Annotated in this window: 19 protein-coding genes; 4 read left to right on the top strand and 15 right to left on the bottom strand. The window is 71.3% G+C overall.

The window, feature by feature from the left end; all coding sequences use genetic code 11:
- Nucleotides 1–10 precede the first annotated feature (10 nt).
- Nucleotides 11–1,090, bottom strand: a complete 1,080-nt coding sequence (locus PZ894_RS22495; protein ID WP_275748228.1) for a mannose-1-phosphate guanylyltransferase — start codon at nt 1,088–1,090, stop codon at nt 11–13.
- Nucleotides 1,091–1,271: 181 nt separating this feature from the next.
- Between PZ894_RS22495 and PZ894_RS22500 the strand changes: the two genes are divergently transcribed.
- Entirely contained in the window at nt 1,272–1,997 is a 726-nt protein-coding gene (locus PZ894_RS22500; RefSeq protein ID WP_275748230.1) for a TIGR03089 family protein, read from the top strand.
- A gap of 32 nt (nt 1,998–2,029) precedes the next feature.
- Here the strand turns inward: PZ894_RS22500 and PZ894_RS22505 are convergent, their stop codons facing one another.
- From PZ894_RS22505 to PZ894_RS22550, 10 genes are all read right to left on the bottom strand, one after another.
- Complete coding sequence (locus PZ894_RS22505; RefSeq protein WP_275748231.1) at nt 2,030–4,846, bottom strand: FG-GAP-like repeat-containing protein; 2,817 nt, start codon at nt 4,844–4,846, stop codon at nt 2,030–2,032.
- A gap of 209 nt (nt 4,847–5,055) precedes the next feature.
- Nucleotides 5,056–5,832: an ABC transporter ATP-binding protein gene (locus PZ894_RS22510; protein WP_275748233.1), complete on the bottom strand. Its 777-nt coding sequence runs from the start codon at nt 5,830–5,832 to the stop codon at nt 5,056–5,058.
- Nucleotides 5,832–6,743: an ABC transporter permease gene (locus PZ894_RS22515; RefSeq protein WP_275748235.1), complete on the bottom strand. Its 912-nt coding sequence runs from the start codon at nt 6,741–6,743 to the stop codon at nt 5,832–5,834. The genes PZ894_RS22510 and PZ894_RS22515 overlap by 1 nt, the downstream gene beginning before the upstream one ends.
- A complete protein-coding gene (locus PZ894_RS22520; RefSeq protein ID WP_275748236.1) occupies nt 6,740–8,764 on the bottom strand; it encodes a glycosyltransferase in 2,025 nt (674 codons plus the stop codon). The genes PZ894_RS22515 and PZ894_RS22520 overlap by 4 nt, the downstream gene beginning before the upstream one ends.
- Nucleotides 8,761–9,969 carry a UDP-galactopyranose mutase gene (gene glf / locus PZ894_RS22525; protein ID WP_275748238.1) on the bottom strand — a complete coding sequence of 403 codons (1,209 nt, stop codon included), beginning with the start codon at nt 9,967–9,969 and terminating at the stop codon, nt 8,761–8,763. Before glf ends, PZ894_RS22520 begins: the two co-directional genes overlap by 4 nt.
- Before the next feature lie 6 nt (nt 9,970–9,975).
- Complete coding sequence (locus tag PZ894_RS22530; protein ID WP_275748240.1) at nt 9,976–10,944, bottom strand: glycosyltransferase family 2 protein; 969 nt, start codon at nt 10,942–10,944, stop codon at nt 9,976–9,978.
- Nucleotides 10,945–10,958: 14 nt separating this feature from the next.
- The gene (locus PZ894_RS22535; RefSeq protein WP_275748241.1) at nt 10,959–11,915 is read right to left on the bottom strand and encodes a glycosyltransferase family 2 protein; all 957 of its coding nucleotides are present in this window, start codon (nt 11,913–11,915) and stop codon (nt 10,959–10,961) included.
- Between the two features lie 108 nt (nt 11,916–12,023).
- A complete protein-coding gene (locus tag PZ894_RS22540; RefSeq protein ID WP_275748242.1) occupies nt 12,024–13,271 on the bottom strand; it encodes an arginine deiminase in 1,248 nt (415 codons plus the stop codon).
- 26 nt (nt 13,272–13,297) lie between these two features.
- On the bottom strand, nt 13,298–14,746 hold the full coding sequence (locus PZ894_RS22545) for a basic amino acid/polyamine antiporter (protein ID WP_275748244.1): 1,449 nt from the start codon (nt 14,744–14,746) through the stop codon (nt 13,298–13,300).
- A 126-nt stretch (nt 14,747–14,872) separates the two neighbouring features.
- Nucleotides 14,873–16,327 (bottom strand): LCP family protein, encoded by a 1,455-nt coding sequence (locus PZ894_RS22550; protein WP_275748245.1) that lies wholly within the window; start codon nt 16,325–16,327, stop codon nt 14,873–14,875.
- 131 nt (nt 16,328–16,458) lie between these two features.
- Between PZ894_RS22550 and PZ894_RS22555 the strand changes: the two genes are divergently transcribed.
- Together PZ894_RS22555 and PZ894_RS22560 are read left to right on the top strand one after the other, a co-directional pair.
- Nucleotides 16,459–17,661, top strand: a complete 1,203-nt coding sequence (locus PZ894_RS22555; protein WP_275748246.1) for an LCP family protein — start codon at nt 16,459–16,461, stop codon at nt 17,659–17,661.
- Nucleotides 17,658–18,524, top strand: coding sequence for a crotonase/enoyl-CoA hydratase family protein (locus PZ894_RS22560; RefSeq protein ID WP_275748247.1), 867 nt, complete (start codon nt 17,658–17,660; stop codon nt 18,522–18,524). Before PZ894_RS22555 ends, PZ894_RS22560 begins: the two co-directional genes overlap by 4 nt.
- A 110-nt stretch (nt 18,525–18,634) precedes the next feature.
- On the opposite strand, the gene paaK is transcribed toward PZ894_RS22560, so the two are convergent.
- The 4 genes from paaK to PZ894_RS22580 are packed head-to-tail and all read right to left on the bottom strand — an operon-like array spanning nt 18,635 to nt 22,290.
- On the bottom strand, nt 18,635–19,906 hold the full coding sequence (gene paaK, locus PZ894_RS22565; protein ID WP_275748249.1) for a phenylacetate--CoA ligase PaaK: 1,272 nt from the start codon (nt 19,904–19,906) through the stop codon (nt 18,635–18,637).
- A complete protein-coding gene (gene paaI, locus PZ894_RS22570; RefSeq protein ID WP_275748250.1) occupies nt 19,903–20,319 on the bottom strand; it encodes a hydroxyphenylacetyl-CoA thioesterase PaaI in 417 nt (138 codons plus the stop codon). The genes paaK and paaI overlap by 4 nt, the downstream gene beginning before the upstream one ends.
- 19 nt (nt 20,320–20,338) lie before the next feature.
- The gene (locus tag PZ894_RS22575) at nt 20,339–21,073 is read right to left on the bottom strand and encodes a dienelactone hydrolase family protein (RefSeq protein ID WP_275748251.1); all 735 of its coding nucleotides are present in this window, start codon (nt 21,071–21,073) and stop codon (nt 20,339–20,341) included.
- Between the two features lie 32 nt (nt 21,074–21,105).
- Nucleotides 21,106–22,290, bottom strand: a complete 1,185-nt coding sequence (locus tag PZ894_RS22580) for an acyl-CoA dehydrogenase family protein (RefSeq protein ID WP_275748253.1) — start codon at nt 22,288–22,290, stop codon at nt 21,106–21,108.
- 78 nt (nt 22,291–22,368) lie between these two features.
- Between PZ894_RS22580 and PZ894_RS22585 the strand changes: the two genes are divergently transcribed.
- Nucleotides 22,369–23,031, top strand: a complete 663-nt coding sequence (locus tag PZ894_RS22585) for a TetR family transcriptional regulator (RefSeq protein ID WP_275748255.1) — start codon at nt 22,369–22,371, stop codon at nt 23,029–23,031.

A 23,031-nucleotide genomic window follows, 5' to 3' on the forward strand; every position in this document is an offset into this window, starting at 1 on the left:
CGGCGTCATTTCAGGTGAGGTGAGTGCGGCCGGACTCCTTCAGGGCCGCGACGACCTGCTTGACGTCCTGCGCGCGGGCGCGGGTGGTGACCAGCAGCGCGTCGGGGGTGTCGACGACGACCACGTCGTCGAGCCCGACGACCGCGACCACGCGCTGGCCGGCCGGCACGACGAGGCCGGTGCTCTCCACGGTCAGCACCTGCGCGGCGTCGCCGAGCACGGTCCCCCCGGTGCCGTCCGCCCCCAGCAGCGCGGCCAGCGCGTCGAAGTCGCCGATGTCCTCCCACGGGAACGACGACGGCACCACGGCGACGCGGCCCGCGTCGGCGGCCGGCTCGGCGACCGCGTGGTCGAGCGCGATCCTCGGCAGCCCCGGCCACAGCTCGGGCAGCCGGTCGGGGTCGGCGGCGATCGCGCGCAGGTCGGCGGCGAACCCGGGGTGCCACTCGCCCAGCAGGTCCAGCAGCACTCGCGGGCGTACGACGAACATGCCCGCGTTCCAGCGATACCGGCCGGTCGCGAGGTAGCCCTCCGCGGTCGCCGCGGAGGGCTTCTCGACGAACTCCCGCACCCCGGCGGCGCCCTCGTGGCCGGGCAGCGGGTCGCCGACGTGGATGTAGCCGAACGCGGACGACGGGAAGGTGGGCGCGATCCCGAGCGTGGCCAGCCAGTCGTCCCGGGCGACCGCGACCGCGCGGCGTACCGCCTCCTCGAAGGCGGCGGCGTCCGCGATCACGTGGTCGGCGGCGAAGGAGCCCATCACCGCGTCCGGGTCGGACCGCTCGAGCAGCGCGGCCGCGAGGCCGATCGCGGCCATCGAGTCGCGCGGCGAGGGCTCGGCCACCACGGACCCCGCGGCCACCTCCGGCAGCTGGTCGACCACGGCCTCGCGGTGCGCCTCGCCGGTCACGACCATGATCCGGTCGTCGGCGAGCGGCGCGAGCCGGTCGCGGGTCTCCTGCAGCAGGGTCCGGCCGTGGCCGCGCAGGTCGTGGAGGAACTTCGGCGCCGACGAGCGCGACAGCGGCCAGAGTCGGGTGCCGGCTCCCCCGGCCGGGATCACGGCCCAGAAGTGGTCGATCGAGGTCACGATGAAACCCTAGTGCCGCGCGTCGGAAGTTCCTGTGCGCTTCGCGCACACATGGCACGCGCTCTGCTGCGTTGCCGAAGCTCGCGAGACGGGCGGGTATGGCGTCGCTCCGGCGCCTTGCAGCGCACGCACCCTGAGCACGCCAACCGTTCAACAACATCCGACACACGACACTAGGCCCATGACGACCTTCGCCGACGTGCTGGGAAGCCAGCTGCGACAGGACCCGGGCCGGCCACTGGTGACCTTCTACGACGACGCGACCGGCGAGCGGGTCGAGCTCTCGGTCACCACGTACGCGAACTGGGTGGCGAAGGTCTCGTCGCTGCTGGCCGACGAGCACGACCTCGAGCGCGGGCAGCGGCTGTGCCTCGACCTGCCGCCGCACTGGCTGGGACCGGTGTTCCTGGGCGCCGCGTGGACGGTCGGACTGACGCTGGTCGGCCCCGACGACACCGGGGCGGACGCTGTCGTGTGCGGGCCGGACACCCTGGCGACCTGGGCGCCGCGCGCGGACGAGATCCACGTCCTGGCGTGCTCGCTGCTGCCGCTCGGGGTCCGGTTCGCCGACCCGGTGCCGCCGGGGGTGCACGACGTCGGTGCCGAGGTCTGGTCGCAGCCGGACGCGTTCGCGCCGTGGGACCCGCCCACCGGCGCCGACCTCGCGACCGCGGGCGGGTACGGCGAGCGCGGTCACGCCGAGGTGTGGACGGCGGCCGCCGCCGGGAGCATCGTCACCGACGGCGGCCGCCTCCTCTCGGAGGCGAACCCGGCTTCCCCACCAGGACTCGCCACCTTCACCGAGCCGCTCAGCAAGGGCGGCTCGCTGGTGCTGGTCGTCCACTCCGGCCCGGAGCGGCTCGCCGCGACGTACGCGGCGGAGCGCGCCACGGCCCGCTTCCCTTGAGAGGCGCACAGCACCACGTCTGATCACCGGCGTCACCCGGCCAGGTCGTAGCCCCCCATCCCCTGTGCGAGGTAGCGCGGCTTCGCGAAGCCCTTCCTCGTGGCGCGGATCAGGTAGAGCGCGCCCGACGACTCGCGGCGGACGACGAGGTCCGCGTGGCCACGCAGGCCGATGTCGCTGATGCCGATCACCCAGTCGTACGGCGTGAGGTCCACGCCGACCGAGCGGCCCCTGGTGAGGCCGCCCGGGCCGTTGCCGGGGTAGAGCAGCGTGCGCTTCCCCGACCGGAAGAGCGAGTCCGGGGCGCCGTCGCCGTTCCAGCGTCCGACCGCGACCTGCGCGGTGGCGTCGATCGCGCTGTGCGCCACGTATCCGGCGCGCAGCCCGTCGACCCCGTTGCCGGGGTAGATCCGGATCGCGCCGCCCGCGGGCTGGCCCATCAGGTCCGGCCAGCCGTCGCCGGTCATGTCGCCGACCGCGGCCAGCAGGCTCACCGAGCCGAAGCCGGTGCCGAGGACGATCGGGGCCCCGAAGTGGCCCGCACCGTCGCCGCGGCGCAGCTCGAGGACGCCGCCGGTGGTGCGGGAGACGAGGTCGCCGACGCCGTCCCGGTCCCAGTCACCGGCGTTGAGCAGCGCGTCGGCGTCGTCGAGCACGAGGCCGGTGTCGATGGGGGCCAGCATCTCGGTGCCTCCGGCGTTGCCGATCACGCGGATCGACCCCCGCGACCGGACGACGACGTCGGGTCGGCCGTTGCGGACCAGCTGGGCGACGCCGATGACGCGGCCGGACCGGGCGAAGACCCGCAGCGGGCCGTGGGCGTGGCCGAAGGTGCCGTCGCCGCGGCCCGGGAGCACCCGGCCCACGCCGTTGCGCTTGAGCCGGACGAAGAGGTCGTCGGCGCCGTCGCCGGTGAAGTCGCCGAGGCCGCTGATGCTGGCGTACCGCTGCCACGCCCCCGCGAGCTTGACGGGCGTGCCGAAGCGGCCGTGGGCGGCACCCGGGAGCAGCCACAGCCGCCCGGCACGGTTGCGTGCGAGCAGGTCACGACGACCGTCGTCGGTGACGTCTCCGATGCCGGTCATCAGGTTGAAGCGGGAGCCGTCGACCTTGGTCTTGCGCACGACGAACCGGCCGTGGCGCACCCCGAGCAGCGTGTCGACGCGGCCCGTCCGCGTCGCGCGGGCGACCAGGTCGTTGCGGCCGTCTCCGTTGAGGTCGCCGGCGGGAGTGACCAGGTCGCGTCCGGCGAGCCGCCGGATCGCCCGCCCCTCGGGCGCCGCGAAGGTGCCCGCGTCGGTGCCCGGACGCACCACCGCCACCCCGCTCCTGCGCTGGACGACGAGGTCGGCGACGCCGTCGCGGGTCAGGTCCGGGGAGACGACCGTGCGTTGCCGTGCCTTGATCCCGGTGGCGGCGGCGACCGGCTTGCGGAAGCGGGTCAGACCACCGGTCGGCAGCACGAACACGCGCCCGTCGGCCGCCCGGCGTGCGACCAGGTCCGGGTGCGGAGTCGCCGCGAGGTCCGACTCGAGCTCGCGTCCGGCCCAGCCCCGCTGCGCCTCGGCCGCGATCCTGCGGATGTCGGGGAGCCGGGCATAGAGGTACTTCCCCGGGCACGCGGTGGCGCCGGCGTCGCGGTGACCGTTGATCGCCGGGAACGTGCGGGAGCCGACGACCTGTCGCGACGACGAGGCGTCGACGCCGTGCAGTGACAGCTTCCAGGCGAAGAGCGCGCCGTACGCCTCGACCATCGCGTTCGAGGGCCGGGCGGTCTCGTAGTTGCCGATCGCCGACATCGCGAACGAGTAGTCGTTGTAGTGCAGCGTGTGCGCGCCGACCACCGGCCGGTCGACGCCGCCGTACCGACCCTCCCAGATCCGTCCGAACCGGTCGACGAGGAAGTTGTAGCCGATGTCCGACCAGCCGCGGCTCTGCGTGTGGTAGGCGTAGATGCTGCGGATGATCCCCGGCACCTCGTCGCGGCTGTAGTCGTTGGCGTTGACGGTGTGGTGGACGAAGCCCGCGTGCACCTCGAAGTAGTGCAGCGAGCTCTTCTCGCGCATGCTCTCGTCGGCGCCCCACTGCGCGCGGGAGTAGATCTGGGGGCTCCGGGTGTACGCCGCGCGCGCGGCCGCGCCGACCCGTCGATCGCCGCCCGGCGCGCCGCCTGAAGCGGTGTCCAGCGCCGGTCGCTCCACGGCCGTCCGCGCCGTGCGGCCGGGGTCGACGACCGCGAGCCGCAGCCCCGGTGGCAGGTCGCGGGACTCGGTCCGCACCCGCACCTGGACGTCGTCGACGTCGCCCACCAGCAGCGCGTCGGTGCCGGGGCGGGCGCGCCGCCCCTCGGCGGAGTCCGGGTCGGGGCCGTGCTCGGCGTCGTACTGCAGGTCCATCCACGACGACCAGTCGGCGCCGGTGCGGGTGCGCACCTGGAGCGAGACCTCGTCCTCGTCGACCCGTGCGCCGCGCTCCCAGGTCACGCCGACGGCACCGTATCCGACGACGGGCTCGGGCACGCTGGTGACCGCGCGGTGGTCCGCCCGCTCGGCCGCGAGCATGCCCGCCTTCGTGCGGGCGCGGGCGCGCGACCCCGCGGTGGACGTCAGCGCATACTCCGTCACCTTCGGGTCGACGGCCCGCGCCGGGACCCGCGACGCGCGGCGTGCCTCGGCCGTGTAGGCGCGCAGCTCGACCGCCGCCTCGGGCGCGACGAAGCCCTCCTGCGGCCGGTCGTGCACGACGTCGAGGCTGATCACGCTCGCCGCCGGCGTCAGCACCGCGAGCACGGCGCCGAGCGCCAGGACCTGTTGGCAGGCCGTGACGAAGCGGATCTTGCTGGGTGGCATGAAGAGGCTGCTCCGGTGCGGGGGAAGTTCACACGGGACAGCAACTTTCACACGCGTCACAGCGGACGCGGAAGGGATCGTGAGTAACTACAAGACTGTAATTTCCACTCGACACGCCGACGTTCTCGAGAATTGTCAAGAAACTTCAGGCGTGTGATTCACCGGTCGCGCCGAGCCGGCGCCAGCTTCTCGCCGAGTATCTAGCTCCGCTAGATGTCCGCGCCGAGCTCCTCGTCCTCCTGCTCGGTGGCGTCGTCGGTGTCGCCGTCGTACTTGACGTACTTGATGCCGGCGTCGACGTCACCGTCGAAGCCCAGCTTGCCGTGCTCGAGCACGATGACCCGGTCGCACATCTTGCGCACCGAGCCGGCGGCGTGGCTGACGTAGACCAGGGTGCGACCGCTGTCGCGGACCTCCTGCATCCGCTGGAGGCACTTCTTCTTGAAGGGCTTGTCCCCCACGGCGAGCACCTCGTCGGCCAGGAAGATGTCGGAGTCGACGTGGATGGCGACGGAGAAGCCGAGGCGGGAGTACATGCCGGACGAGTAGTGGCCGACCTCGGTGTCGAGGAAGCGGCCGACGTCGGCGAACTCCACGATCTCGTCGAACTTCCGCTTGGTCTCCGCCTCGCTCATGCCGAGGATGGCGGCGTTGAGGAAGATGTTGTCGCGGCCGGTGAGCTGCGGGTGGAAGCCGGCGCCGGTGGCGATCAGGCCGGCGATCCGCCCGCGGGTCAGCACCCTGCCCTGGTCGGGCCGCATGATGCCGTTGACCAGCTTGAGCAGCGTGCTCTTGCCGGAGCCGTTAAGACCCATCAGACCGATCGACTCGCCCTGCTCGACGGTGAAGGAGACGTCGTCGACGGCCGTGAACGTGTTGCTGACCTGCTGGCGCTTCAGGCGGGCCATGGCGACCTGCTTGAAGGTGCGGTGGTAGCGGAGCGTGAACTCCTTGGTCACCTGGTCGACGACGATCGACTCGGTCATCAGAGGCGCTCCGGGATCTTGTTCTCGAGCCGCGAGAAGACGAGCTGCCCGAAGCCCAGGAGCACCAGCGACAGCAGCAGCGCCATGATCCCGCGGGTGAAGAGGTGGTCCGGGAGGTGCGTGCTGGCGGTCGCAGCGGGATCCTCGGTGCTGCCGACCCAGAAGGCTCGCTGCATGAGCAGCACCGAGCTCGCGAGCGGGTTCGCGAGGTAGATCTCGGTGTGCCCGTGGAACCGCTGGGCGACGAGGATGTAGGGGTAGATCATCGGGACGCCGAAGCGCACCAGGTTGTTGACGATCTGCACGACGTTCGAGATGTCGCGGAAGAAGACGTTGGCGGCGCTGAGCATCAGCGCGCCCGCCATCCCGACCGTGACCGTGATGAGCACCGAGAGCACCAGCGCGACCATGCCGAGCGGATCGGGCGTCCAGCCGGTCCACACACAGGCGATCGCCAGGATCACGATCTCGGGCAGCACGTGGTACGCCGAGACGAGGACCGCCGCGACCGGGAACATCTCCCGGGGCAGCGCCATCTTCTGCACCAGCCCCTTGTTGCGCACCACCGAGCGGGTGCCCGCGCTGAGGCACTCGGTGAAGATGCCGGTGATGATGATGCCCGCGAACATGTGGATCGCGAAGTTCTCCACGTTGTCGTGGAGGTTGAGGATGAACCCCATCACGAAGTAGTAGATGAGGAACTGCGACAGCGGGTTGATGTAGGACCAGATCATCCCGAGGGCGGAGCCCTGGTAGCGGGCCGCGATCTCGCGGCTGACCAGCAGCCGGAGCAGGTAGCGACGGCGGAAGACCTCGAAGAGCCCGGTGGTGGCCGACGGGGGCGCGAGCTGGGGCTGGACCCCCTGGCCGCCCGCGTGGCGGGCCTCGCGCCGGTCCGCCACGTGGCTCATGCCGGGTCTCCGGGGTCCCCGGTCCAGGGACGGAAGGTCTCCTCCCACGCCTCCGGAGATGTGATCTGCGGCAGCTTGGCGCGGTACTCGGCCGAGAGCTCGGGCCACCGGCGGTAGAGCTCCAGGTGCAGCTGCACGATGCGGCGCGCCTGGTCGCGGAACAGCTCGGGGTCGCGCGTATAGAGGGCGGCCGCGGTCTGGTCGGGCATCGACACGATCGCGGAGTCGTAGCGCGCGAGGCGGTACCAGCGGGCGTCCATCGCGGCGATCTCGGTCTCGGGGAAGTCCCGCGACAGCTTGCGCGGCGGGCGCAGCTGCCGCAGCGGCGCGAGCGCCGCCGTGATCAGCTGGGAGCGGCGGGTCGGCACCTCGAGCTCCTGGTGGGAGCGGCGCGTGGGCTTGCGGCGTACGGGCGGGAATGCGTCGGGGTCGGCCTGCAGCTGCGCGTCGGAGAACTGCTTGCGGAAGGCGTTGACCTCGGCGAGACGGGTCGGCAGCACCTCGTGCAGCGTGTCGGGCCCGGCGAGCACCTCCTCGAGCGCCTGCTGGCGCAGCTCGACGGTCGAGTACTGCATCGACACCAGGTGGGCGATGGAGTGGTTGAGGCTCTCGCGGACCACCCGGCCGCCGTGCGGGTACGGCGAGTGCAGCAGCGCGGAGACCAGCCGGTTGCGCTGGTGGAAGAACGCCTGCCAGTCGAGTGCGTCGTTCTTGTCGGTCCACGGCACGTGCCACACGGCCGCGCCGGGGAAGGTCACCGTCGGGTAGCCGGCCTTCTTCGCCCGGACGCCGAACTCGCTGTCGTCCCACTTGATGAAGATCGGCAGGGACAGCCCGATCTCGTCGAGCACGGCCCGCGGGATCAGGCACATGAACCAGCCGTTGAAGTCGACGTCGACGCGCCGGTGCAGCCAGCGCGTCGAGCGCAGGTTGCGAGCGCCGAAGTCCCACTCGGGTAGCACGTGCTCGGGCGACATCCACCACCAGCGCCAGGTCTGGATGATCTCGCCGAAGCTGTGCAGTCGGGAGCGCGAGTAGAGGCTGAACATGTGGCCGCCGACGATCGTCGGCCGGCGGGCGAGGTCGCCGAAGGTGACGGCACGCAGCAGGCTCTCGGGCTCGCAGACGACGTCGTCGTCCATCATCAGTGCGTACGTCGAGACGCCGGCGCGCACGGTCTCGAGCTGCCCGCGGGCGTAGCCGCCGGAGCCGCCGAGGTTGCCCTGCTCGATGATCCGCAGCCTGCCCTCGAGTACCTTCTCGGCGGCCGGGAAGTCCGCGGAGTCGACGACCTTCCTGGTCCCCTGCTCCATGACGAGCACCTCGTCGAGCAGCGCCAGCACGTCGTCGTCGGCGCCGAGCTGGGCGAGGAGCTTCGCACAGAAGTCGGGCCGGTTCATCGTGGTGATCGCGACCGCGACCGTGCCGGACTCGGCGCGGTCGGCGGGCACCTCGGCGTCCCAGGTCGCGTTGACGACGACGTCGTGGTCGCCGGCGGCGACGTCGTACCAGTACCAGCCACCGTCGGCGAAGGGGCCCAGCGGGAGCTCGAACACGAAGGTGCCGGTGTCGCCGTCGTCGACCTGGCGGGCGTCGACGCGCTGGGACCGGCCGTTGGCCATGGACTTGTAGACGGTGACGCCCGCACCGCGACCCCGCAGCTCGACGGTGAGCCGGACGGTGTCGACGACCGTCCAGCGCCGCCAGTAGGACGCCGGGAACGCATTGAAGTAGCTGCCGAACGACAGGCGGTCGCCCTGGAGGACGCGGACCGCGTGACGGTCGACGATCTGGTCGGGGTGGATGGTCTCCCCCGAGCTCACGGCCTGCCGCAGCGACGCCCAGTTGAGCTCCTTGGCGGCCTTGTTGCCGCCCACGGCGTACTTGTCCGCGTCGAGGACGGCCGCGTCGGGGTCGACGTACAGCGGCAGGACGTCGACGTCGCGGTCGAGCGGCATGATCTGCCGCTGCAGGACGCGACGCACGCTGCCAGTGGTCGGGCCGCTGGTGGAGTTGTTCATTCGTCGACGCCTCCGCTGGTCAGCGGCGCGCCCTCGGCGAAGTGCGGCCGCAGCTTGTTCTCGAACATCGACAGCGCCGACCCGATCGCCATGTGCATGTCGAGGTACTTGTAGGTGCCGAGGCGGCCGCCGAAGAGGACCATCGGCTCCTGCTTCGCGAGCTCGCGGTACCTCAGCAGCTTGGCCCGGTCCTCGGCGGTGTTGATCGGGTAGTAGGGCTCGTCGCCGTCCTCCGCGAAGCGGGAGTACTCGTGGACGATGACGGTCCTGCCGGGCAGGTGGGTCTTCTCGCGCTCGGGGTGGAAGTGCTTGAACTCGATGATGCGCGTGAACGGCACTTCCCGGTCGTTGTAGTTGACCACGCCGGTGCCCTGGAAGTCGGCGACGTCCTCGACCGACTCCTCGAGGTCGACGGTGCGCCAGGAGAGGCGGCCCTCGGAGTTGCCGAAGTACTCGTCGACGGGCCCCGTGTAGACGATCGGGACCTTGCCGACGTACTCGTCGCGTACGTCAAAGAAGTCAGCCTCGAGACGGATCTCGATGTTCGGGTGGTCCGCCATCCGCTCCAGCCACGCGGTGTAGCCGTCGACCGGCAGCCCCTCGTGGGTGTCGCTGAACCAGCGGTTCTCGAACGTGTAGCGGACCGGCAGCCGGGTGATGATGTCGGCGCTGAGCCTCGTGGGGTCGGTCTGCCACTGCTTGGCGGTGTAGCCCTTGATGAACGCCTCGTAGAGCGGCCGGCCGATCAGGCTGATCGCCTTCTCCTCGAGGTTGGTCGCGTCCTCGGTGCGGATCTCGCTCGCCTGCTCGGCGATCAGCGCGCGGGCCTCGTCGGGGGTGTGCGACTTGCCGAAGAACTGGTTGATCAGCCCCAGGTTCATCGGCAGCGAGTAGACCTGCCCCTGGTACTTCCCGAAGACGCGGTGCTTGTAGTCGGTGAAGTCGGTGAACCGGTTCACGTACTCCCAGACCTTCTCGTTGGAGGTGTGGAAGAGGTGGGCGCCGTACTTGTGCACCTCGATGCCGGTCTCGGGCTCGCGCTCGGAGTAGGCGTTGCCGCCGAGGTGGTGGCGCCGCTCGAGGACCAGCACCCTCAGCCCCAGCTCGGTCGCACACCGCTCCGCGATGGTCAGGCCGAAGAAGCCGGAGCCGACGACGACCAGGTCAGGGCTCGGCTCTGCTGCACTTCGCGGAGGGGTCGACACGGTTGGTCAGTCTACGGATCCGGTGGGCGCGATCCGCATTCCCCGCGCGTCGCGCATGGCCCGGATCACATTGGCCGCCTCCGCCCTCCCGCCGCGCACGGGGCAGAGCAGGACGACGGCCGCCGTGACCAGCCACGGCTTCAGCCGCACCAGCACGTTCTCGCCGTACCGCAGATGGACCACGAAGAGGTTCCGGTACATGTAGTAGCCCTTCCAGCCGCTCAGGTCGTGCTGCTGGTCGAAGTCGAGCTGGCGCACGAGCACGGCGTCGCGGACCGCCCAGATGCGGAAGCCGGCGCGGCGGGCGCGGACGGCGAAGTCCACGTCGTCGTAGAAGATGAAGTACGACGGGTCGGGCAGCCCGATCGCGTCGACCACCGACCGGCGGACCATGAAGCCCTCGAAGGCGACGTTCTCGACCTCGACGACCTCCGGCATCCGGTCGCGTCGGCCGTAGTCGGTCTCGACCATCGCCTTCTTGGGGCGGATCGCGATCGGGTTGCGCAGGTCGAAGCGGGTCGCGGCCTTCTCGACCAGCCGCCCGGCGGTGTCCTCGCGGACCGCCATCAGGCAGTCGTCGTCGCGCGCCATCAGCACGGTCAGGCAGTCGGGGGCCGGGACGACGTCGTCGTCCATCAGCCAGATCCGGTCGAACCCACGGGCGTAGGCCTCGCGCACGCCGTGGTGGAAGCCGCCGGCGCCGCCGAGGTTCTCCTCGGTGCGGAGCACCTCGAGCCCCGCGACGTCGCAGGCCTCGAGCACCTCGGCGGTGTGGTCGGTGCTCGCGTTGTCGACGACGATGACGGCGTCGGCGGGGCGCTCCAGCGCCGCCAGCCCCTCGAGCATCCGGGCGAGCAGGTCGGCGCGGTTGTAGGTGACGACGACGACCGCGACGGTCTCCGCCCCGGTGGTCGAGGAAGGCGCGCCAGCGCCTGCCCTTCGAGACGGCTGCTGCGCAACCTCCTCAGGAGCCATCTCGGAACCCCCGGTCACGACAGATACCTCTCGTGGCCGGTGAAGTCGCCGCGCAGCCCGGCGTACATGCCCCGGGCGCTGGTCGCCAGCCGCCGGACCGACGGCCTGGTGAAGGCGTAGAACCAGGTGGTCTTGGCGACGAAGGCCAGGGCGTGCGGCCAGCCCCTGTGGTCGCGCAGGTTCACGAGGTTGTTGCGGGCCATGCAGTAGTGCTTGAGCTCGCTCGGGCTGTGGTTGTACGTCGTGCGCCCGAACATCATCGGCGTCCCGAGATCGCCCACGGCGGGGTGCCGCACCTGCGCGTCGACCAGCGTCGCGATCCGGGCGCCGGCGGCCTCGGCGCGCAGGCGGTACTCGTGGTCGTCGCCCCAGATGAAGAACTCCGCGCGCGGCAGGCCGATCCGCTCCACCAGCGCGCGGGTCACCAGCACGCCGTTGAAGGGGATCACGATGCCGTCGATGCGGCCACCGGTCGCGGCGCGGCGTACATCGTCGAGCCGGTGCACCACGCGGGCACCCCCGGGCAGCCGGATCGGGAAGACCAGCCGGGCGGGGTCGCGCTCGTCGACGACGAGCGGGCCCCAGAAGTCCAGGTCGGGCTCGGCCAGCAGCCGGCGCAGGCAGTCGGGGTCGGGCAGCCCGTCGTCGTCCATCAGCCACACGAGCTCGGCCCCCCGCTCGAGCGCCCACCCCAGGCCGTCGTGGAAGCCGCCTGCCCCGCCGCCGTTCCGGTCGAGCGTGCGGCCGAGCACCGGCGTCACGGGGTGGTCGGCGCCGCCGTCACGGTCAGCCAGCCCCGCCAGCCACTCCCCGGTGCCGTCGGTCGACGCGTTGTCGACCACCAGCACCTCGCTGAGCTCGGGCACCGCGTCGAGGCGCTCCACCAGCCGCCGCAGGAGCTCCAGCCGGTTGAAGGTGACGACCACCGCGACCACGCGAGCGCCGTCGCGCGGAGTGGGCTGGTCGGACACGCGGACCACCCTAGAGGGCGGGACGTCCGATCCCCCGAAGCGGGTGAACGCCCCCGTCCGCGGTGCGGAGCGATCATGCGGATCCGGTGGTCCGGCCGCCCACGGACGTCAGAAGTCGACCGGATCCCGGATGATCGGGCAGGTCATGCAGTGGCCGCCGCCCCGGCCGCGACCCAGCTCGGCGCCGACGATCGTGATCACCTCGACCCCGGCCTTGCGCAGCAGCGTGTTGGTCAGCGTGTTGCGGTCGTAGGTGAACACCACACCCGGCTCGAGAGCGACCGCGTTGTTGCCGCTGTCCCACTGCTGGCGCTCGGACTGGTAGACGTCGCCGCCGGTGTCGATGACCCGGATGGACGGCAGCCCCAGCTCGCGCGCGACGACGTCGACGAACGCCGCCGCGCCCTCGTCGCGCACCTCGACGCCCGGCGCGCGGTCCGAGGGCGTCAGCGTGAAGGTGTGCACGCCGTCCATGATCGTGGGGTAGAGCGTGACGATGTCGCGGTCGACGAACGTGAACACCGTGTCGAGATGCATCGCGGCGCGCAGCTTCGGCATCCCGGCCACGACCACGCGGGTCGCGGCGCCCTGCTCGAAGAGCGCCTTCGCGACCTGGGTGATCGCCTGCCGCGACGTGCGCTCACTCATGCCGATCAGCACGACGCCGTTGCCGACCGGCATCACGTCGCCGCCCTCGAAGCTGGCCTGTCCCCACTCCTGCTCGGGGTCGCCCCACCAGACCGTCGAGCCGACGAAGTCGGGGTGGTGCAGGTAGATCGCCTTGTAGAGCAGCGTCTCCTCCTTGCGGGCCGCCCAGTAGAGCGGGTTCATCGTCAGCCCGCCGTACAGCCAGCAGGTCGTGTCGCGGGTGTAGAGCGTGTTGGGCAGCGGCGGCATGAGGTACTCGCGGGCGCCGGTCGACTCCCGCGCCAGGCTGAGGTAGTCGGTGCGGAAGCCGTCGGGCAGGTCGTTGGTCGCGAGGCCGCCGACGAGGAACTCGGCGAGCTGCCGGTCCGGCAGGCTCTCGAGGTAGCTCCGGGTGTCGTCGACGAGGCCGAGGCCGACCTGGTTCGGCACGATCTTGCGGTCGAGGATCCAGTCCCGGGCACCGGGGACGGCGACCGTCTGCGCGATCAGGTCGTGGAGCTCGACGACCTCGACGTCGCGCTGCGTCAGCTTATTGACGAAGTCGGCGTGGTCGCGCTGGGCGTTCTCCACCCACATCACGTCGTCGAACAGCAGCTCGTCGTTGTTGCTCGGCGTCAGTCGGCGGTGCGCGAGGCCGGGCGCGCAGACCAGCACCTTGCGCAGCCTGCCGACCTCGGAGTGGACGCCGTACGTCGCGGAGAGGCTCATGAGGAGTTCCTTCCTGGTTCCACGGGTCAGAGGGTGATCCGTCCGGTCCAGAGCCCGACGGCCCCGACGACGCCGCCGGCGACGATCAGGGCGAACAGCGCGGCCTCGGCCGGCGTGAACAGCCGGCGATCGTTCTCGCTCCGCGCCTTGATGTAGAGCAGCGACGCGGGTGCCAGGAGGACGGTCATCAGGAGCACGAACTTCATGCCGGCCGCGTCGAAGAGGAAGATCGTGTACGCCGTGGCGGCCCCGGCGAAGATCGTCTCCTTGCGGCGGATCCGCCCCGCCACGCCCTCGTAGGTCTCCCCGGTCAGGCCGAGCTTGAGGGCGTACGCCGCGGCCAGCAGGTAGGGCAGCAGCGCGAGGCTCGTCGAGAGGTCGAGCATGAAGTTCAGGGCGTCGTTGACGAAGAGGGTCAGCGCGAGGAGCCCCTGCACCGCGAGCGAGGTCACGACGAGGGCGGTGATCGGGGTGCCGGCGGCGTTCTCCTGGCCGAGGAACTCGGGGAAGTCGTCCTGCCGGGCGGGGATGTACATCACCTCGGCCGCCATCAGCGTCCACGCGAGGTAGGCGCCGAGGACCGACACGATCACGGCGACGCTGATGAAGACCTCGCCCCAGTCGCCGACGACCGACTCGAACACGCCGACCATCGACGGCTGCCGCGTCTCGGCGAGTTCGGGCTGCGGGACGACGGAGTAGCTGGACAGGGTGACCAGCGCGAAGATCGAGAGCACGCTGAGGAAGCCCATGACCGTCGCCCGACCGACGTCCTCGCGGCGTCGCGCGTAGCGGGAGTAGACGCTCGCGCCCTCGATGCCGATGAAGACGAACGTCGTGATCAGCATCGTGTTGCGGATCTGCTCGTTCAGGTCGCCGAGGTCGCCGTACCCGTAGGCGGTCCAATTGTCGGAGAAGACCCCCGCGTCGAAGTTCACGAACAGCACCACGATGAACACCAGGATCGGGATGACCTTGAAGACCGTGACGATCCGGTTGATGACTGCGGCGTCGCGCACCCCGCGGGCCACCATGGCGTGGAAGATCCACACGCCGACCGAGCCGACCGCGACGGCGAGGAAGGTGTCGCCGTCGCCGAAGGACTCGAAGAACGCGCCGACGGTCGCGGTCATGAAGACCCAGTAGAAGGTGTTGCCGGCGACCGTGCTGGCCCAGAACCCGATGGCGGAGTTGAAGCCCGCGTAGTCGCCGAAGCCGGCCTTGGCGTAGATGAAGACACCGGAGTCCAGGTCGGGCCGGCGGATCGCGAGGTTCTGGAACACGAACGCGAGCATCAGCATGCCGGCACCGGCCACGGCCCAGGCGATCAACGACCCGAGGATCCCGGTGGCCACGCCGAAGCGCGCCGGGAGCGAGAACACGCCGGCTCCGACCATGCCGCCGACCACCATCGCGGTCAGGGTCGGCAGACTCAGCTTGGCGGCGGGCGTCGCGGTCTCCACCTCGGTGCTCATCTCATCTCCTGAGCGTCTCCGGTCCGTTCGCAGCCCACCCGGGCACCCGGGCACCTCACACGGTGGCGGAGTTCCGCGCTCCCCGGGTCACCCATATCGGACGAACCGGGGCGGTGAGGTGCGGGATCAGCAGGCAGCCCCGAGGTCGTCGGACTCGTTGGCCGCGTAGCCGGTGGCGAGCGAGCCGATCGAGCCGCCCGTGACCGCCTGCTGCTGCTTCTTCTGCTTCTTCTTGCCGCCACCGGCGTCCGCGCCCGCCGAGCCGTCGCCGCCGGCCCGATCGATCGCCTCGGCGACCTTCGCCTTGACCAGCTTGATGTCGGGGTCCGCGGTGTCGACCATCGGCGGCACGAGCGACAGCGTCGACACCTTCTGCCCGCGGGCCTTGAGCGCGAGCTGGGCGAAGGAGTCGAACTCTCCGGCCGGGATGTTCGTCGAGACCATCGCCGAGCTCGCGGCCGCGATCCGTGCGAACTTCGTGACCGCGGTCTGCGGGCTGATCTGCTGCAGCATCGCCCCCATCACGCACTTCTGCCGCGCCATCCGCGAGTAGTCGTCGGAGTCGTCGCGGGCCCGGGCGAACCAGAGCGTGTCGTGGCCGTCCAGCTTGCGGGTGCCCGGCTCGATGTAGCCGGTGACGTCGGAGCCGAGGCCGCCGACGGGGATGGGCTGCCGGACGTTGAGGGTCACGCCGCCGACCGCGTCGACGAGGTCCTTGAACCCCTCGAGGTTGACCATCGCCCAGTAGTTGATCTTCAGCCCGGTGATGCCCTCGACCGCCATCACCGTCGCGTCGACGCCGGGGTGGTCGGAGTCCGGGAAGAGCTGCGCGTTGTCACCCGCCCAGGTGCTGACCCCGTTGAGGTAGTCGGCGTCGAACCCGTCGGGGAACTGCTCGTGCATCACCGAGCCCTTGACGAACGGGAAGTTCTGCATGTTGCGCGGCAGCGAGACCAGCACGGTCCGGCCGCTGTCCGCGTCGATGCTCGCGATCGTCATGGAGTCCGGCCGCAGGCCCCAGCGCCCGGCACCGGCGTCGCCGCCGAGCAGCAGCACGTTGAAGCGACCGTCGTGCGCGCCGGTGACGCCACCGTCGCCCGACATCGCCAGCACGAAGGAGCGCTGGACCCCGAGCAGGTGCGCGCCGAAGAGCAGTCCGGCGGCGATCGAGAGGCACAGCACGCCGTTGACCCCGACGGCGGCGCGACGGTGCCGCAGGCTCAGCGTCAGCGGCTGCCCCAGGCGCCACGCGTCGACGAAGAGGTAGGCCCAGCCCACCGCGAGCCCGGTGAGCAGCAGCCTCAGCCACAGCAGCGCCGACGGGTCGAAGGTCAGCCAGAAGAAGAAGCCGTGTGAGACGTACCCGACCAGCAGCGTGGTGAGCGCCGCCGCGACCAGCACAGCCCAGGTGCGCAGCGCGATCCGACCGACCCGCTTGTTGCCGTACACCAGCTGCGCCGACCCCGGGAGGACGAGCGTGATCAGCATCAGGGCCACCGCCCGGCGGAAGCGGACGCGGGCGGCACGCTCGCCGGCGGTGAAGCGGGAGGTGTGCGACCCGGGGGAAGGGGCGGGCGGCATCGAGATTCCTCTCGAGAGCGTCGTACTGGGGAAGGGGGTGCTGCCCCGCAAGTATCACCAGTCACAGGCGCAACAGGCGTCACGACGCGCCGATCACCGCCGACGTGGGACGACCCGGTACGGTCGCGTGCATGAACGACCGTCCCCGCAGCGACGGCGAACCCGGGGACGGGACGCCGGACTTCCACTGGCTCTACGGCGGCGACGGCAGCGACCAGGACCAGGACCGCCCGGGCCGGCGCGAGCCGCGCCCCGATGAGACCCGGGTGATGCCGACGATGCCGCGCCCCTCCGAGCAGCAGGCAGCCCCGCACCCGCCCCGCGAGCGGGCCGGGACCCCTCCGACGCCGCCCCCGCTCGCACCGACGCCCGGCGGCGAGCGCCCGCGCCGCCGCCGGGGACCGCGGTTCTACCTGCGGATCGTGCTGGTGCTGCTCCTGCTGTGGGTGGTCTACCTCGTGGCGGTGCCGCTGTGGACGTGGAAGTCGGTCGAGAGCGTCGAGTGGGAGCCGAAGGGCGATCGCCCTGCCGACCAGCCCGGCACGACGTACCTCATGGTCGGCAGCGACTCCCGCGCCGGACTGTCCGCCGAGCAGCGGAAGGAGTTCGCGACCGGCAACCCGAAGAGCCAGCTGTCCGACACGATCATGATCCTGCACACCGGCTCCGGACCGAACCTGCTGGTCTCGCTCCCGCGCGACTCGATCGTCGACATCCCCGGGCACGGCAGCACCAAGATCAACGCCGCCTACTCGTACGGTGGGCCGAAGCTCCTCGTGCAGACGGTGGAGCAGAACACCGGCATCCGCATCGACGACTACGTCGAGATCGGACTCGGCGGCGTGGCCGGCGTGGTCGACGCGGTCGGTGGCATCGAGATCTGCCCGACCAGCGACATGACCGACAAGCTGGCCGGGCTGGAGATCGAGAAGGGGTGCCAGGAGGTCGACGGCAAGACGGCGCTCGCGTACTCCCGCTCGCGCCACACGTCGGCGACCGGGGACATCGACCGCGTCAAGCACCAGCGCGAGGTCGTCGCCGCGGTCGGCGACAAGGTGATCTCGCCGTGGACCTTCATCAACCCGGTCCGCTACTGGCGCCTCGCCAACGCCGTCCCGGACTTCTTCGCCTTCGGCGAGGGGACGGGCCCCGTCCAGGCCGGGAAGTGGGCGCTGGCGATGACCAACGTCGACCTCAGCTGCGTGGTGCCGCTGGCCAGCCTCGAGGTCCGATGGGACGAGGAGCGGTCGCAGCGGATGTTCGACTACATCAAGGAGGACGACGTGGCCGACATGCCCAAGGGTCTGTGCCGGGCGAACGGCGGTCTCTCGTGACCTACGAGACCCTCCGCTGGGAGGTCGACGACGACGGTGTCGGCACGCTGACGCTGCACCGCCCCGACCACCTCAACGCCTTCGACCTGACGATGGCGGGCGAGCTCGAGCAGTTCTTCCGCGAGGACGCAGTGGACGACGCGGTGCGCGCCGTCGTCGTCACCGGTGCCGGCCGTGCCTTCTGCGCCGGCATGGACCTGTCGGCCGAGGGCAACGTCTTCGGCCTCGACGAGTCGGTGCGCCCGACCGTGGCCGAGTTCCGCGCGTCGTACGACGAGGCGCCGTACGACGAGGGTGTCCGCGACACCGGCGGCAAGGTGACGCTGGCGGTCCACGCGCTGCCGAAGCCCGTGATCGCGGCCATCAACGGACCCGCGGTCGGCATCGGCGCCACGATGACGCTGGCGATGGACCTGCGCCTGGCGTCGACGAAGGCACGGATCGGCTTCGTCTTCGGCCGGCTCGGCATCGTGCCGGAGGCGGCGTCGACATGGTTCCTCCCGCGGATCGTCGGGATGCAGCAGGCGCTGGAGTGGGTCTACTCCGCCGACATCCTCGACGCCGACGCCGCGCTCGCCGGACGCCTGGTGCGCAGCGTGCACGAGCCCGACGACCTGGTGCCGGCGGCGCAGGAGCTGGCCCGGTCATTCGTCGTGGACCGCTCGCCCACCGCACTCGGCCTCGCGAAGCGGCTGCTCTACCGCAACAGCGCCGTCGCCGACCCCCTCGAGGCACACCTCTCCGACTCTCTCGCGATGTACTGGCAGTCGATCGGCGACGGCAAGGAGGGCGTCGCGGCGTTCCTCGAGAAGCGCACCCCCTCCTTCACCGGCCGCGCCTCCGACCTCCCCGACGTCTTCTGAACGTTGAATCGGGAGTTCCGACGCTCGAATCGGGAGTTCTCGACAACCGCGCCGCCAGAACTCCCGATTGAACCGTCAGAAGTCCCGATTCAACGTGAGAAAGTCCCGATTCAACGTGGTCGCTGGTCGCTGATCCGCTTCGCCTTGCCGAGCGAGCGCTCCAGGGCGTACGGCGCGACCACCTCGACCCGCGCGGTCACGCCGATGCGCTGCTTGATGCGCTCCTCGAGGCGGGAGCCGAGCCCCGCGTCGTGCGCCTCGTCGACGGCCTCGACCCGCACCGTGAGCTCGTCGAGGCTGGCGGGCCGGGAGAGGACGCAGAGGTAGTGGGGAGCCAGCCCCTCGACCGCCAGGATCTGCTCCTCGACCTGGCTGGGGAAGACGTTGACCCCGCGCACGATCATCATGTCGTCGGTGCGGCCGGTGACCTTCTCCATGCGCCGGAAGGCGGGGTACGCCGTGCCCGGCAGCAGCCGGGTCAGGTCGCGCGTGCGGTAGCGGACCACCGGCATCGCCTGCTTGGTCAGCGACGTGAACACCAGCTCGCCGCGCTCGCCGTCGGGCACCAGCTCCAGCGTCACCGGATCGACGACCTCCGGCAGGAAGTGGTCCTCCCACACGTGCAGACCGTCCTGGGTCTCCCCTGACTCCTGCGAGACGCCCGGCCCCATCACCTCCGACAGCCCGTAGATGTCGACGGCACGGATGCCCGAGCGCGCCTCGACCACTCGGCGCATCTCGTCGGTCCACGGCTCGGCGCCGAAGATGCCGACCTCGAGGGCCGTCGAGCGCGGGTCGACGCCTTGCCGGTCCATCTCGTCGAGGATCGCGAGGAAGTACGACGGGGTCACCATGATCACGCGAGGGCCGAGGTCGACGATCAGCCGCACCTGCCGCTCGGTCATCCCGCCGCTGACCGGCACCACCGTGCAGCCGAGCCGCTCGGCGCCGTAGTGGGCGCCGAGCCCGCCGGTGAACAGGCCGTAGCCGTAGGCGACGTGCACCACGTCGCCGGGCCGGCCACCGGCCGCGCGGATCGAGCGCGCCATCAGCTCCGCCCACGTGTCGACGTCTGCCTGCGTGTAGCCGACGACGGTCGGCTGGTCCGTCGTGCCGCTGCTGGCGTGCAGGCGCGCGACCCGCTCGCGCGGCACCGCGAACATGCCGAAGGGGTAGCCCTCCCGGAGGTCGGCCTTCGTCGTGAACGGGAAGCGCGCGAGGTCGGCCAGCGACCCGAGGTCGTCGGGGTGCACGCCGGCGGCGTCGAACGACCGGCGGTAGTGCGGCACCCCGTCGTACGCCGCGCGCAGCGTCGTCCGCAGGCGTTCGAGCTGCAGGGCCTCCAGCTCGGCCCGGCCCAGGGTGGGGATCTGACCACTCACCAGAACGACCCTCCGATCTCGCGGGAGTGCCCCACGAACGTCGCCACCACCGCGTCCCCCACGGTCACCGTCACGTCGTAGGTGCCGTCGCGACCCTCGCGCTCGCGCTCGACCGCCGTGGCGACCAGCTCGTCGCCCGCGCGGGTCGGTGCCCGGAAGCGGATCTCGGCGCCGGCCGCGACCGTGCGGCGGTTGTAGGAGTTGCAGGCGAACGCGAAGGCCGAATCGGCGAGCGCGAACGTCAGCCCGCCGTGCCCGATGCCGTGCCCGTTGACCATGTCGTCGCGCACCGTCATCCGCAGCGTCGCGCGGCCCGGGCCTACCGCCTCCAGGCACATCCCGAGCGCCCGGCTGGCGTGGTCGTTGGACCACATGGCGTCGGCGCTGCCGCGGGCGACCTCGTCGGGGCTCACGCCCCTCAATCTAGGAAGGTCAGAGCGTCCGGTCGAGGAGGCCACGGAGCACGTTGAAGTGCCGCTCGGTGCCGGCCTCGTCGTACACCGAGGTGTCGGCCATCGTGTAGCCGTGCGCCGCACCCTCGTAGACCTCGTTGAGGTGCGGGCGTCCGGCGGCCGTGAGCGCCTCGTCGAGGGCGGCGACGGCGTCGAGGGGCATCCCGCGGTCCTGGTCGGCGTGCCCGAAGGCGTACTCCGCCGTGGACGTGGCGATCGAGCGGTGCGGGCTGTCGTCGGCGTCGGTCACCAGGCCACCGCCGTGGAACCCACCGACCGCCGCGACGGTCCCCGGGAACTCGCCAGCGGTCCACACGGCCATCCGGGCGCCCATGCAGTAGCCGGTGACGCCGACCGGCCCGTCGCCCGCGTGCTGGCCCAGCCTGGCGAGCCAGGCCGGAGCGTCCGCCAGGGTGCGGTCCCGGCCGTGTGCGGCGACCCGCTCGCCGACGCCGCCGGCGAAGAACGCCTCGCGCTCCCCCGCCTCGCGGAGGTCGGCCTTCGGAGCGAGGTCCGCCGCCCGGCCGTCGCGGTAGAAGACGTTCGGTGCGAGGACGACGTACCCCCACGAGGCGATGCGGTCGGCCATCTCCTCGATGCGCGGCCGCAGTCCGATCGCGTCCATGTAGAGGAGCACGCCCGGCCTGCCGGCCTCGCCGGCGAGGTAGGCCTCTGCGGCGCCGTCCGGTGCCTCGATCTCGATGGTCTGGTGCATGCCGCGACGCTATCGCCCGCGCCGCAGCGCCGTCACAGCTGGCTCTGGGCTCCTGCGAGCAGCTGCCGCGCCATCACGATCCGCTGGACCTGGTTGGTGCCCTCGTAGATCTGGGTGATCTTGGCGTCGCGCATCATCCGCTCGACCGGGTAGTCGCGCGTGAAGCCGTAGCCACCGAGCACCTGCACGGCGTTGGTGGTGACCTCCATGGCGACGTCGGCGGCGAAGCACTTCGCGGCGGCACCGAAGAAGGTCAGGTCCTTGTCGGCGCGCTCGGACTTGCCAGCCGCGGCGTAGGTCATCTGGCGGGCCGCCTCGACCTTCATGCCCATGTCGGCGAGCAGGAACTGCAGGCCCTGGAAGTCGCTGATCGGCTTGCCGAACTGTCGGCGCTCCCGGGCGTAGCCGAGCGCGTAGTCGAGCGCGCCCTGGGCGATGCCGACCGCCTGCGCGGCGATCGTCACCCGGGTGTGGTCGAGCGTCCTCATCGCGGTCTCGAAGCCGGTGCCCTCCGCGCCGATCATGCGGTCGGCGGGGATCCGGACCGCGTCGAGGTAGACCTCGCGGGTGGGGCTGCCCTTGATGCCGAGCTTCTTCTCCGGGGCACCGAAGGAGACGCCCTCGTCGGACTTCTCGACGACGAACGCCGAGATGCCGCGGCTCCGCTCCCTCCCCGTCAGCTCGGGATCGGTGACCGCCATGACCGTGTAGAACTCCGAGACGCCCGCGTTGGTGATCCAGCGCTTCACGCCGTCGAGCACGTAGTGGTCGCCGTCGCGAACCGCGCGGGTCTTCATGCCGAGGGCGTCGGAGCCGGCGTCGGGCTCGGAGAGGCAGTAGGAGAAGCCGCCCTCGCCGGCGGCGAGCCGACCGAGATAGCGGGCCTTGAGCTCCTCGGAGCCGGCGAGCTGCACCGGCAGCGAGCCGAGCTTGTTGACCGCCGGGATCAGGCTGCTGCTCGCGCACGCCCGCGCGACCTCCTCGATCACGATCACGGTCGCGAGCGCGTCGGCCCCGGCGCCGCCGTACTGCTCCGGCACGTGGGGGGCGTGGAAGTCGGCCGCCTGCAGGGCGTCGGCCGCCTCCTGGGGGTAGCGCGCGTGCTCGTCGACGTCGCCGGCGTACGGCGCGACCTTGGCGTCGCAGAGGTCGCGCACCGCCGCACGCACGGCCTGGTGCTCCTCGGAGCGGGCGAACATCGGGAGGTCGGAGCTCATGTGCGGGCCTTCGTCTGGACGGAACGGTACTGAGTACCATATCTGCAGGACTCGATCCCGCCAACGTAAGGTCCCGCCATGGTCGCCTCGGTCGTCACCACCCGTCGCCGGCTCGTCGACAGCGCGATGACGCTCTTCACCGAGCAGGGCTTCGAGAGCACGAGCGTCGAGGACGTCGTGGCGCGGGCGGGCACGGGGCGCACGACGTTCTTCCGCTACTTCCCCACGAAGGAGGACGTGGTCTTCCCCGACCACGACGGGCTCCTGGCCAAGGTCGGTGCGCGGCTCGCCACCGGGACCGCGGCCACCGCGCGCACCGCGTTGGCGGAGGCCAGCGCGATCGTCCTCGCGCACTACCTCGCCGAGGGCGAGACCGCTCGCCAGCGCTACCGCCTCACCCGGACCGTCGCCCCGCTGCGGCACCGCGAGCTCGCCAGCGTGCACCGCTACTTCCGACTGTTCAGCGGACACCTGCGCGCCTGGCTCGGCGACGAGCCGGACGCGGCCCTGCGCGCCGAGCTGATGGCGTCGGCGGTGATCACGGCGCACAACCACGTGCTCCGCGGGTGGCTGCGCGGCGAGATCGACGACCCGGAGCCGGCCCTCGCGTCCGCGCTCGACCGGGCGCTGTCGCGGCTGCCCGACGAACCCTCCGGCGCCCCGGTCACCGTGGTCGTGACCAGCGGCAGCCGCGACGTCGAAACCGTGCTGGGCGAGGTACGCCGCGCGCTGCTCGGCTGA

This window comes from Nocardioides sp. YIM 152315, from assembly GCF_029210375.1.
In the GTDB taxonomy this organism is placed as follows: Bacteria; Actinomycetota; Actinomycetes; order Propionibacteriales; family Nocardioidaceae; genus Nocardioides.